Genomic DNA, 11,987 nt, shown 5'->3' on the forward strand with positions numbered 1-11,987 from the left:
GTAAGGCTTGGCTAATTTCAGAGTAGTACGGTGCGCAGCGCGCCCCGCACGCACGCTCCCGACACTCTGAAGGACCTCTCATGCGCTCACGCCTCATCTCCTGCACCGCCATCGCGGCCGTCTCTCTGACCGTCCTCGTCGGCTGCACGGCCGCTGGCATCGATTCGGATGCGGATAACGGCGCCGCGACGACCGATGACGCCTCCTGGCCCCGCATCGTCGAGCACGACGCCGGAACGACCGAGATTCCCGGCGAGCCTCTGCGCATCGTCTCGGTCTCGCCGTCGATCACCGGCAGCCTGCTCGCGATCGATGCCCCCGTGATCGCCACCGGCGCCGCCTACGTCTCCGCGCTCACCGACGACAAGGGCTTCTTCACGCAGTGGGCGGACGCCGCGGATGCCGCGGGCGTCGAGGTTGCCTACAGCGACCTGGAGCTCGACCTCGACGCCATCGACCTGCTCGAGCCCGACCTCATCGTCGGCTCCGTCAACGGCGCGGACACCGCTCTGGAGTCCTACGACCAGCTGAGCGAGATCGCGCCCACCATCCTGCTCGACTACGGCACCGAGACCTGGCAGGAGCTGACCTCTCAGCTCGGTGAGGCCACCGGGCGCGAGGACGCCGCAGAGACCGTGTTCGACGACTACGACGCGCAGATCTCCGAACTCGCTACGGAGCTCGCCCTGCCCGAGCAGCCGGTGACCGTCGCGGTGTACCTCGGCGCCGACGGCGTGTGGGCATACGACGGGACGAGCCCGCAGGCCGATCTGCTGGCCTCGCTCGGGTTCTCCTATGCACCGGCCGCCGAAGAGTTCAGCAGCGAGCAGGCCGCCGCGAACGGCGTGAACGTGCTCAGCGCCGAGAACATGGCCGCTGGCCTCGCCGACACGCAGACGATGTTCCTCGTCAACATGACAGGCACCGATGTCGTGGCCGCCTTCACGGGCGACGCGCTGCTCGCGGGCCAGGCCGCGGTCGCGGCAGGCCGTGTGCACTCGCTCGGCACCGAGTCGTTCCGTCTCGATTACTACAGCGCGCTGAACACCGCAAAGCTGCTCGTGGACATCTTCGCGGGATGACCCGCATCGCAGCATCCGTCGCAGGGCGGGGCCCAGCCATGACGGCGCGCCCCGCCCTGCGCGGGCGCGCACTGCTGCTGCTGACGGGATCCGCGGTCGCGACGGCCGTCGCGACCCTCGTCGGCTTCGGCATCGGTTCGCACCCCATCCCGGTCGCGACGGTCGTCGAGGCGATCCTCGACTACGACCCGCAGAACGCCGACCATGTCATCGTGCTGGCCTCGCGTATCCCGCGCGTCGTGCTCGGAGTGATCGTCGGCGCGGGGCTCGGCGCTGCAGGCGCGCTCATGCAGTCACTCACCCGCAATCCGCTCGCCGATCCCGGCATCCTCGGCATCAATGCGGGAGCGGCGCTGCTCATCACGATCGGCATCGCATATCTCGGCGTCACCGACGTCTCCGGCTACGTCTGGCTCGCGTTCATCGGTGCGGCCGGCGCCGCCGTCATCGTGCACGCACTCGGAACAGCCCACCGCAGCGCTGCCACGCCCGTGCGCATCGCGCTCGCCGGCACAGCGGTCTCGATCGCGATCGCGGCGGTCACGCAGATCGTTGTGCTGAACAACGAGACCGCCTTCCTCTACTTCCGGTACTGGTCGGTCGGATCCCTCCAAGGGCGCGGCTTCGATGTCATCCTCAGCGTGCTGCCGTTCCTCGCCGTCGGCATCCTGCTCGCACTGGCTCTCGCCCGCCCTCTCGACGCCCTCGCGCTCGGAGAGGACACCGCACGATCACTGGGAACACCGGTCGGCGCCACGCGCATCGGCACGGCGGCCGCCGTCGTGCTGCTCGCGGGGGCCGCGACCGCGGCCGCAGGCCCGATCGGCTTCATCGGCCTCGCCGCCGCGCACATCGTGCGCAGCGTCACCGGCAACGCGCACCGCTGGCTGCTGCCCTGCTCGATCGTCGTCGGCGCGGGACTCCTCGTCATCGCGGATGCCGTCGGCCGCGCCCTCGCCGCCCCAGCCGACCTGCAGAGCGGCATCGCCGCGGCCCTCCTGGGCAGCCCGCTCTTCATCCTGCTGGTGCGCTCGCGACGGGTGGCCTCACTGTGAGCGCGCATGTGGTGCGGTGGGGTGCGCTGTCGGTCCGCATCCGCCCGCGCACCGTGCGAACCGCTCTCATCCTGCTCGCGCTCATCATCATCGCCCTGTTCACCTCGCTGTGCCTGGGGAGCATCCTGCTCTCCCCCGCCGCCGTGCTCGCCACCGTCACGGGCGACGCCGCACCGTCCGCGGTGCGGTCGGTGTGGAGCAGGCGGATGCCGCGGGCTCTGACCGCGGTGATGGTCGGTGCCGCCCTCGCGATGAGCGGAGCCGTGTTCCAGTCGCTGTCGCGCAACCCGCTCGGCTCCCCCCCCCCCCGACATCATCGGCTTCACCACCGGGGCGGCAACAGGCGCCGTGACGCAGATCGTGCTCTTCGGCGGCGGAGTGTGGCAGACCGCCGCCGCTGCGATAGCGGGCGGTCTGACCACGGCCGTCGTCGTGTATCTGCTCTCACGCCGCGACCGCGTCAGCGGCGGCACCCGTCTCGTGCTCGTCGGGATCGGTGTCGGTTCGGCGCTGAGCGCACTGACCTCGCTGCTCATGGTGCGCGCTTCGATGGACAACGCGTCGGTCGCCCAGCTGTGGACCTCCGGTTCCCTCACCGGCCGCGGTTGGCCGTACGTGCTGGCTCTGGCCGTCGGCATCCTGCTCATCGTCCCGGCGCTCGCGGTGATCTCGCGCAGCGTCTCGTATCTGGAGATGGGCGATGACGCCGCGCAGAGCCTGGGCATACCCGCCGAACGGATGCGTCTCATCGCCATGATGCTCGCCGTCATGCTCGCCGCGATAGCCGTCGCCGCGGCCGGACCGATCGCGTTCATCGCGTTCGCGGCTCCGCACATCGCACGGCGCATCCGCCCGTCCACCGGCGTGCAGCTGGGCGTGTCTGCGCTCACCGGCGCACTGCTGCTCGTACTCGCCGACCTGCTGTCCGCGAACCTCGACGTCGGCCTGCGCACGCCGGCCGGGCTGGTCACCAGCCTGCTCGGCGGCGTCTACCTGCTGTGGCTGCTCGCCCGGCGCATCTAGGAGCCTCATGGAACCCGCCGTCCTCGCCGTCCACCGGGTGCGACTCGGCTATGCCGGGAGCACCGTCGTGGACGATCTCACCCTCGAGGTGCCGCCCGGCGGCTTCACCGTGATCATCGGCCCCAACGGCTGCGGCAAGTCCACGCTGCTGCGGGCGATGGGGCGCATGATCGCCCCGCAGTCGGGGTCGGTCACGATCGACGGCGCCGACCTCAGGTCGATGCGCACCAGACGTGTCGCGCAACGCATCGCCCTGCTGCCGCAGTCTCCGCTGACTCCGGGCGCGATCACCGTCGCCGATCTCGTGTCCCGCGGACGCACCCCTCATCAGAGCCTGCTTCGCCAGTGGTCGCCCGAGGACGAGCGCATCGTCGACGAGGCGCTGCACGAGGTCGGGATGACAGAACTCGGCGACAGCCTCGTCGAGGAGCTCAGCGGCGGTCAGCGCCAACGCGTGTGGATCGCGATGACGCTCGCCCAGCGAACGCCGGTGCTGCTGCTCGACGAGCCGACCACCTATCTCGACATCGCCCATCAGGTCGATGTGCTCGACCTGTGCTCGCGCCTGCATTCCGACGGGCGCACGCTCGTCGCCGTGCTGCACGATCTCAACCTCGCCGCGCGCTACGCCTCGCACATCGTCGCGATGCGTGACGGAGGGATCGTCGCGCAGGGCCGTCCCGACGAGGTCTTCACGCCCGAGATCCTGCGGCAGGTGTTCGATCTGGAGGCGCTCGTGCTCCCGGATCCGGAGACCGGCCGACCGCTCATCGTGCCGCGCGACCTGCGCGCCGCGCCCCGAACGCCCGACCATGAACAGCCTGGCCTCGAACAGAAGGATTCCGCATGACCAACTCCCGTCCCCCTCTCGTCGATCGCAGCCTGCCCCTGCACGAGCAGGAGGCGATCCTCTCCGGCGACCACAACCGTGGCATGCACCGCACCCGCGCAACGGTGCGTGAGATCATCGATGTCAGCGATGCCCTCGCCCGCGTGGCCCTGCACATCGACGGTCTCGCCGATGATGCGAACTGGCTGCTGCCCAACACCGCGATCCGGCTGCACCTCGATGATGCAGGAGAGCGCGTCACCCGCATCTACACGGTGCGCGCAGCCGACGCGGTCTCGGAGATGATCGAGGTCGACGTCGTGCGCCACGGCGAGTCGAGCCCGATGATGCGCTGGTTGCGCGATCTGCGCATCGGCGATGAGGTGCCCCTCGTCGGTCCGCGACCGCACTTCCGCTTCCCTGAGGCGAACGGGCGCGAGGTTCTGGCCTTCGCGGATGCCACGTCTCTGCCGGCACTGCACACACTGCTCGAGCAGGCTCCGAGGGGCATCCGTGGCAGGGGCTGGGTCGCCACGGCTGACGAGGCGGCCTTCGCCGAGCTCCCCGCCGTCGAGGGATTCGTACTCGAACGCATCGAACCCGGGACGGGTTTCGGCCCGCAGATCGCCGCCTGTGCCGACGCGGATGCCGTTGTCTGGCCGGCGGTGAGCGCGATGAGATGCGCGAGATCCGCTCGCACTTCCGCGAGCGGGGGCTTTCGAAGGCCGACACCGCAGTATTCGGCTATTGGAAGCGAGGCACGACGAACACGCAGATCGACGAGGTCCGTCTGCGCACCTACGAGGGCATCCTGCAGCGCGGCGGAACCGTGGGCGAACTCGACGACCTGGCGCTGCCGATCTGATCCGCCCGCAACGGGCATAGAAGAAGGCCCCGGGGTGGAGCCCGGGGCCTTCTTCTTCAGCTTACCTCAATTCAGAGGGCTTCGATGATCTCACGCATGAGAGCGGCAGCCTCGGACGGCGTCTTGCCGACCTTGACGCCCGCGGCCTCGAGGGCCTCCTTCTTCGCCTGAGCGGTTCCCGCAGAGCCCGAGACGATGGCGCCGGCGTGGCCCATGGTCTTGCCCTCGGGAGCCGTGAAGCCCGCGACGTAGCCGACGACCGGCTTGGTGACGTTGGCCTTGATGTAATCGGCCGCACGCTCCTCGGCGTCGCCGCCGATCTCGCCGATCATGACGATCGCCTTCGTCTCGGGGTCGGCCTCGAACGCGGCGAGCGCATCGATGTGCGTGGTTCCGATCACGGGGTCGCCGCCGATGCCGATGGCGGTCGAGAAGCCCAGGTCGCGCAGTTCGTACATCATCTGGTACGTCAGGGTGCCCGACTTCGAGACGAGTCCGATCGGGCCCTTGCCGGTGATGTTCGCCGGGGTGATGCCGACGAGCGCCTCACCGGGGGTGATGATGCCGGGGCAGTTCGGGCCGATGATGCGGGTCTTGTTGCCCTTGCTCTTGGCGTAGGCCCAGGCCTCGGCCGAGTCGCCCACGGGGACGCCCTCGGTGATGACGACGAGCAGCGGGATCTCGGCGTCGATGGCCTCGATCATGGCGCTCTTGGTGAAGGCGCCGGGCACGAAGGCGATCGACACGTCGGCGCCGGTCTCCTTCATGGCTTCTTCGACCGAGCCGAAGACGGGCAGCTCGATGGCGTTGCCGTCCTTGTCGGTGTGCGCGACGGTCGTGCCGGCCTTGCGGGCGTTGACGCCGCCGACGACCTGGGTGCCGGCCTTGAGCATGAGGGCGGTGTGCTTGGTGCCCTCGCCGCCGGTGATGCCCTGGACGATGACCTTGGAATCCTTGTTCAGGAAGATCGACATATCTCTAATCCTTTTCTGAGGTCTCGAAGTCTCAGGCGTTCGCCAGCGCGGCGGCCTTGTCGGCGCCCTCGTCCATGGTGGCGGCGAGAGTCACGAGCGGGTGGGCGTACTCGGCGAGGATCGCGCGACCCTCTTCGACGGCGTTGCCGTCGAGGCGCACGACGAGCGGCTTGGATGCCGTGTCGCCGAGGGTCTCGAGGGCGCCCTTGATGCCGTTGGCGACGGCGTCGCAGGCGGTGATGCCGCCGAAGACGTTGACGAAGACGCTCTTGACCTGCGGGTCGCCGAGGATGACGTCGAGGCCTGCGGCCATGACGGATGCCGATGCTCCGCCGCCGATGTCGAGGAAGTTGGCGGGCTTGACGCCGCCGTGGTTCTCGCCGGCGTAGGCGACGACGTCGAGGGTCGACATGACGAGCCCCGCACCGTTGCCGATGATGCCGACCTCGCCGTCGAGCTTGACGTAGTTCAGGCCCGACTCCTTGGCCTTGGCCTCGAGCGGGTCGGCGGCGTCCTTGTCTTCGAGCTCTTCGTGCTCGGGGTGACGGATCTCGCTGGCGTTGTCGTCGAGCGTGACCTTGCCGTCGAGGGCGACGATCGAGCCGTCCTCAGTGCGCACGAGCGGGTTGACCTCGACGAGCGTCGCGTCCTCGCCCTTGTAGACGTCGTAGAGCTTCACGAAGACGTCGGAGACCTTCTCGACGAGGTCCTCGGGGAAGTTCGCGGCGCGCGCGATCTCGACGGCCTTGTCCTTGTCGATGCCCGTCAGCGGGTCGACCTCGATGCGGGCGAGGGCCTCGGGCTTCTCGACCGCGAGCTGCTCGATCTCCATGCCGCCCTCGACCGAGCACAGGCTCAGGTAGGAGCGGTTGGCGCGGTCGAGCAGAACCGAGAAGTAGAACTCCTCGGCGATGGCCGCGCCCTGCGCGACCATGACGCGCTTGACGACGTGACCCTTGATGTCGAGTCCGAGGATGGCCTTGGCCGCCTCATATGCCTCGTCGGGGGTCTTGGCGACCTTGACGCCGCCGGCCTTGCCTCGTCCGCCGGTCTTCACCTGAGCCTTGACGACGACGACGCCGCCGATCTTCTCCGCTGCCGCTTTCACCTCCTCGGGGGTGTCCGCGACGATGCCGGCGAGGACCGGCACTCCGTACTTCTCGAAAACGTCTCGTGCCTGGTACTCGTACAGATCCACTGTGCTTCCTTCGCTGGGCTGCGGTCCGGAAAGTCTCTCGATGTCGAGACATCAACCAGTATTGAATCTTACTACTCCTGCCCACCCGAGGGGCCCATCGGCGGCGCGTGCGGAGCGCGTTAGGCTTCCGTCTATGCCTGAGACTGCACAACCGCGCACGGGCGCGGTGAGCGCCGCCCTCGATCTGTTCCGCGCGCAGGGGTTCGAGCAGACCTCCGTCGAGCAGATCGCTCGGGCGGCCGGGCTCTCCCGGTCGACGTTCTTCCGCCAGTTCGGGGGCAAGGAGGACGTGGTCTTCGCCGACCATGAGGCGCTGCTCGATGAGCTGCGCGACTTCTTCGCGCCGGGGCATCAGGACCCGTGGGAAGCCGTATGCCGGGCGTCTCAGCACGTCTTCGCCCACTTCGCGAACGACCCCGATCTGGCTCGCCTGCGCTACCAGGTGGTGCGGGAGGTTCCGGCGTTGCGCGAGCGAGAGATCATCACGGTCTTCCGTTACGAGCGGCTCTTCGACGACTATCTGCGTCGGGCGCTTCCCGGGATCGACCCGGTGGATGCCGTCGGCTTCGCCGCGACCGTCACCGCGGTGCACAACCACGTGCTGCGCCAGTTGCTGCGCGGCACGAAGAAGGTCGCGCCCTCGGTGCTGCAGAGCGCGCTGGACGATGTGCGCCGCCGCTACGGCGTCTTGACGGATGCTGCAGAAGACGGCGCCGAGTCGATGGTCGTCGCCGTCTTCCCCCGGGCGATGCCCCTGGCCGAGGTGTCGCGCCGGTTGCAGTCCGAGCTGGAGCGGTGACCGCTCAGAAGCATCCGCACTTGCCGGCGGCGTTCTTGACCATGAAGCAGTCGGTGCACACGCCGTAGTCGCGCTCTTCGACAGGTGTGGCCTTCGGCGCCCGCGGCGTCGCGGGCGCGGCGGGCTTGCGCGCAGCGGTCTTCTTCGTGGGTGCGACCGGGCGCAGTTCGCTCGGATGCGAGACGTAGAGGTACGGCGGGCGTCCCTCGCTGGGGAGCATGCGCATCGGGGTCGCTCCCACGTAGATCGGCTCCTCGGCGGTGAAGCCGTTCGTGTAGGTCTTGCCGATGTGCAGGGCCGCTCCGGGGCCGCGGCGGATCGCCTCGATGTAACGGCCGCGGTCGATGTAGCTAGAGATGCCGATCGCGTCGGTGATCGCGGTGATGAACTCGTGATTCACCGGATCGATCCGGTGCGCGCGCAGAGCCTCCGGAAGATTGCGGTACGGACGGGAAGTGCCTGCGGGCGTCGGCCCCTGATTCTCTTTCATCACTGTCGATTATCGCGCGTTCGAGCTGGACACCCGCTCGGGATCACTGCGGTCGGCGCCGCGTACCGTGCCAGACTGGCGGCATGGCACGTGCGACGATCATCGGAAGCGGCCCGAACGGACTCTCGGCTGGGGTCTCCCTGGCCCGAGCCGGGTACGAGGTGCGGGTGCTCGAGGCGGCCGACGCGATCGGCGGCAGCACCAGGACGGCCGCCTCGACGCTGTCGGGATTCCGGCACGACGTGGGATCCGCCGTGCATCCGAATGCCTTCGCCGCGCCGTTCTTCCGCGCTTTCGGACTGCCGGAACGCGTCGACTGGGTCCTGCCCGAGATCTCCTACGCGCACCCGCTCGATGACGGTCGCGCCGGCATCGCCTGGCGCGATATCGAGCGCACCGCCGCGGGCTTGGGCGCCGACGCCGAACGCTGGCTCGCGCTGCTGCGCCCGCTGAGCGCCCGCATCGACGGAATCGTCGACTTCACCGGGAACCAGATGCTGCGCGTGCCCGCCGTGCCCGTGACCGCCGCACGCTTCGCCCTGCGGATGCTCGAGCAAGGAACGGCGTTCTCCCGCGCCGTCTGGCGGACCGACGAGGCCGCTGGCCTCCTGGCCGGGGTCCTCGCCCACCCGCCGACGCGCCAACCGTCGCTTCCCGCCGCCGCCGCGGGTCTCCTGCTCGCCGCGCAGGGGCACGCGGCCGGCTGGATGTACCCGCGCGGCGGCGCTCAGGCGATCCCCGACGCCCTCGTCGCCGATCTCCAGGCCCACGGCGGCTCCGTCGAGACGGGCGTGCACGTGCGCGATCTCGGCGTGCTCGATTGGGGGGACCCGCGCCGGGGCGACCTGCTGATGTTGAACACCTCCCCCTTCCTTGCGCTCACGCATCCGGATATCCCCGCCGGCTACGCCCGCGCGCTGCGCTCGTACCGGTACGGGCCTGCGGCCGCGAAGGTGGACTTCGCCCTCGACGGCCCCATCCCGTGGACGAACCCCGACGTCGCTAGTTCCCCCACCGTGCACATCGGCGGCACGCGCGATGAGGTCTGGGCGAGCGAGAACGCCGTCGCTCGCGGACGGGTCAGCGAACGCCCCTACGTGCTCGCCGTGCAGCCCTCGGTGCACGATGACAGCCGCGCCCCCGCCGGCAAGGCCGTCCTGTGGGCGTACATCCACGTCCCGAACGGCTCCGACCTCGATCCGACCGAGCTCATCTGCCGCCAGGTCGAGCGCTTCGCCCCGGGCTTCCGCGACCTCATCCTGGCGACGAACGTCGTGCGCGCCACCGATCGCGAGGCGATCAACCCCTCGGACGTCGGCGGCGACATCCTCGCCGGCAAATTCACCCTGCCGCGGGCGATCCGCCGCCCGGTGCTGTCGACGCGCCCCTGGCGCACCCCGATGCCCGGGGTTTACCTCGCCTCAGCCGCCACGCCTCCCGGCCCCGGGGTCAACGCCATGGCCGGTTGGCATGCGGCGCGCACGGCGCTCGCTGACGCCGGGCGGCCGGTTCACCTCGGAGACCTCTTCGGTTAACGAAGGACGGTGGGTGCGCTCAGCGCACCGTGCTCACTCGGTGACGTCGACCGCGAGGACGAGAACCGGAGCCAGGGCGTCGCGCTCCACGATGATGGAGGGCCCTGCGGGATCGAGGATGACTCCGGCGAGCGCACTGTGCGAGGAGAGGACCTTGGCCAGCTGCTCGGGGGGGAAGGGCAGGGGCTTGTCGCCCCGGCCGAGAGCCACCACCTCGAGCGGGTGCGAGAACAGCTGCAGGAAGCGCTTGCCGTCAGGGGTCTGAGCCTCGGCGATTCCGACCTGGCCGTTGCCGCTGCCGTCGTTGACCGCCACCCACGCCTGCGTCTTCGCCAGTGCTTCTCCGACCGTGCGCGCCGTTCCCTGCTCGCGCGGAGCGGCGATGAGCCGCTTGAGGGTCATGCCCTCATCGGCCTGCTCGAGCGCCTTGGCGAGCACCGAGGTCGGGAAGACCGCGCGGTTCGCACCCGAGGCGTTGTCGAGGATGATGCCGGCGAACTCGCCGGAGACGACCTGCTGGAGCACCGCCGTGACGGGCTGGGCGACCGCCGATGTCGCGGTCGGCTCGGTCTCGCGCTGCACCGAGTCGCGCACAGCGACCGCGGAGCTGAACGCCAGCATGAAGGTGCGCTCACCATCGCGGACGACCGCGATCGACAGCGGCTTGCCCTCACTGATCTGAGCCCGTGCATCGCCGTGCACGCGCAGGTAGAGGTGCCCCTGCATCATCTGTCGCAGAACGCCGATGAGCTGCTCGTTGCTCGCTCCCTCGCCGATCTCGGCCAGGGCGTTGCGCAGGAGCACGTTGTCCTTCATCCCCGGGACGGTCTCGGTCTGCTCCGGGGGCATCGCCGGCGCCAGGGGAAGTGTGCGCTTCTCTGGCGCGATCGGCGTCGCGGGCGGGGTCGGCTTCGTCGGCGCGGGTCGCGCCGAGGCTTCTTGTGGCGCGTCAGGATCGGGAAGGGCGACTTCCGGCCCGGCATTGGCCCCGACGCCGCGGAACGCCTGCACGGAGATCCCGATCTGCGGCACCTGTTCGACGTCTTCCTCCGCCGCCGGGGCGTCATCCGCCTCGGGCGGATCGGTCAGCGGCGTCGGCTCCGCAACAGCGTCATCGGTCTTCTTGCGGCGTGAGAACAGTGCCATGCCTGTCAGCCTAGCCCGGGCCGGCCGCTGTCCTGCACATGTGCACAGTGAAGAAGCCTCAGAGCTTCTCGATGGGCGCGATCTTGATCAGCAGCTTCTTCAGCCCCGCACTGTCGAAGCGCACGTGCGCGATGCGCTTAGCGCCCTCGCCGGTGACGTTGTCGACACGGCCGTCGCCGAAGTCGGCGTGGCGGATGCGGTCCCCCACGGCGAGCTCGAGGTCGCCGTTGTCGCGCACCTTGCCTGTCACCGTGTTCGGGAAGCGGTCCATCGAGGTCGACAGCGGTTTGAGCCCGTCGCGCTTGGCCAGCGGCTTCGGCGCGAAGCGGTCATCGCCGCCCGAACCGAAGCCGCCGGAGCCGAAGCCGCCACGGCGAGCGTTCAGCGCGCGCGACTGCGTTCCGCCGCGCGAGTTCACATCGCCCGGCGATTGACGCCAATCGATGAGATCGGCGGGGATCTCCTGAAGGAATCGGCTGGGCATCGCGACGGTGACCTCGCCGAACTGCGCGCGCGTCATCGCCAGCGACAGGTGCAGACGCTTTCGGGCGCGCGTGATCCCGACGTAGAAGAGGCGCCGCTCCTCCTGCGGGCCGCCCGGCTCTCCGGCGGAGATGCGATGAGGGATGAGGTCCTCCTCGACTCCGGTGACGAACACAGCGTCGTACTCGAGCCCCTTGGCGGTGTGCATCGTCATCATCGAGACCGTGCCCGATTCGTCATCGAGGTCGTCCGCATCGGAGACGAGGGCGACCTCGGTGAGGAAGTCGACGATCGTTCCCTGCGGGTTGTTGCGGGCGAAGTCGCGGGCGACCGCGACGAACTCGTCGAGGTTCTCGACGCGCGCCTCGTCCTGCGGGTCGCGGCTGGCGCGCAGCGTATCGAGGTATCCGCTCTGCGAGAGCAGGTGGCTGAGCCCCTCGGCCACGGCGGTCGCGGGCGGCACCTCGCCGGAGGCGGGGAGCAGGATCTCGGTGGCCTCGTTCAGCAC

At 69.5% G+C, this 11,987-nt stretch carries 12 protein-coding genes and 2 pseudogenes; 9 read left to right on the forward strand and 5 right to left on the reverse strand.

The genetic code is table 11. From position 1 onward, the window contains the following. Positions 1-80 precede the first annotated feature (80 nt). The 7 genes and pseudogenes from fepB (at position 81) to Q0Z66_RS12505 (ending at position 4,854) form a co-directional block, all read left to right on the forward strand. Positions 81-1,082: a Fe2+-enterobactin ABC transporter substrate-binding protein gene (gene fepB, locus Q0Z66_RS08745; RefSeq protein WP_298040262.1), complete on the forward strand. Its 1,002-nt coding sequence runs from the start codon at positions 81-83 to the stop codon at positions 1,080-1,082. Further along, entirely contained in the window at positions 1,079-2,137 is a 1,059-nt protein-coding gene (locus Q0Z66_RS08750; protein WP_298040266.1) for an iron ABC transporter permease, read from the forward strand. Before fepB ends, Q0Z66_RS08750 begins: the two co-directional genes overlap by 4 nt. 53 nt (positions 2,138-2,190) lie before the next feature. Continuing rightward, a pseudogene (locus Q0Z66_RS08755) lies at positions 2,191-2,376 on the forward strand (iron chelate uptake ABC transporter family permease subunit); the annotation flags it as partial. A gap of 109 nt (positions 2,377-2,485) precedes the next feature. Beyond that, complete coding sequence (locus tag Q0Z66_RS08760; RefSeq protein ID WP_298040270.1) at positions 2,486-3,160, forward strand: iron chelate uptake ABC transporter family permease subunit; 675 nt, start codon at positions 2,486-2,488, stop codon at positions 3,158-3,160. 7 nt (positions 3,161-3,167) lie between these two features. After that, complete coding sequence (locus Q0Z66_RS08765) at positions 3,168-4,010, forward strand: ABC transporter ATP-binding protein (RefSeq protein WP_298040272.1); 843 nt, start codon at positions 3,168-3,170, stop codon at positions 4,008-4,010. Positions 4,011-4,093: 83 nt separating this feature from the next. Next, positions 4,094-4,540, forward strand: a pseudogene (locus Q0Z66_RS12500) (siderophore-interacting protein); the annotation flags it as partial. Between the two features lie 128 nt (positions 4,541-4,668). Then, complete coding sequence (locus tag Q0Z66_RS12505) at positions 4,669-4,854, forward strand: hypothetical protein (protein WP_366938981.1); 186 nt, start codon at positions 4,669-4,671, stop codon at positions 4,852-4,854. A gap of 71 nt (positions 4,855-4,925) precedes the next feature. On the opposite strand, the gene sucD is transcribed toward Q0Z66_RS12505, so the two are convergent. Further along, positions 4,926-5,828, reverse strand: coding sequence for a succinate--CoA ligase subunit alpha (gene sucD, locus Q0Z66_RS08775; RefSeq protein WP_298040277.1), 903 nt, complete (start codon positions 5,826-5,828; stop codon positions 4,926-4,928). A 31-nt stretch (positions 5,829-5,859) separates the two neighbouring features. Then, on the reverse strand, positions 5,860-7,026 hold the full coding sequence (sucC, locus tag Q0Z66_RS08780; RefSeq protein ID WP_298040278.1) for an ADP-forming succinate--CoA ligase subunit beta: 1,167 nt from the start codon (positions 7,024-7,026) through the stop codon (positions 5,860-5,862). Positions 7,027-7,159: 133 nt separating this feature from the next. Between sucC and Q0Z66_RS08785 the strand changes: the two genes are divergently transcribed. Continuing rightward, positions 7,160-7,825 (forward strand): TetR/AcrR family transcriptional regulator, encoded by a 666-nt coding sequence (locus tag Q0Z66_RS08785; protein WP_298040280.1) that lies wholly within the window; start codon positions 7,160-7,162, stop codon positions 7,823-7,825. Positions 7,826-7,829: 4 nt separating this feature from the next. Here Q0Z66_RS08785 and Q0Z66_RS08790 read toward each other — a convergent pair whose 3' ends face one another. Next, positions 7,830-8,315, reverse strand: a complete 486-nt coding sequence (locus tag Q0Z66_RS08790) for a hypothetical protein (protein ID WP_298040283.1) — start codon at positions 8,313-8,315, stop codon at positions 7,830-7,832. An 83-nt stretch (positions 8,316-8,398) separates the two neighbouring features. On the opposite strand from Q0Z66_RS08790, the gene Q0Z66_RS08795 reads away from it, so the two are divergent. Then, on the forward strand, positions 8,399-9,850 hold the full coding sequence (locus Q0Z66_RS08795; RefSeq protein ID WP_298040286.1) for an NAD(P)/FAD-dependent oxidoreductase: 1,452 nt from the start codon (positions 8,399-8,401) through the stop codon (positions 9,848-9,850). 33 nt (positions 9,851-9,883) lie between these two features. Here the strand turns inward: Q0Z66_RS08795 and Q0Z66_RS08800 are convergent, their stop codons facing one another. Beyond that, positions 9,884-10,996 (reverse strand): SseB family protein, encoded by a 1,113-nt coding sequence (locus tag Q0Z66_RS08800; RefSeq protein WP_298040288.1) that lies wholly within the window; start codon positions 10,994-10,996, stop codon positions 9,884-9,886. 58 nt (positions 10,997-11,054) lie between these two features. Then, positions 11,055-11,987, reverse strand: a 933-nt coding sequence (locus Q0Z66_RS08805; protein ID WP_298040289.1) for a 3'-5' exonuclease, incomplete at its 5' end; no start/stop codon positions are given.

The organism is uncultured Microbacterium sp. (assembly GCF_947632095.1).
Classification (GTDB): domain Bacteria; phylum Actinomycetota; class Actinomycetes; order Actinomycetales; family Microbacteriaceae; genus Microbacterium.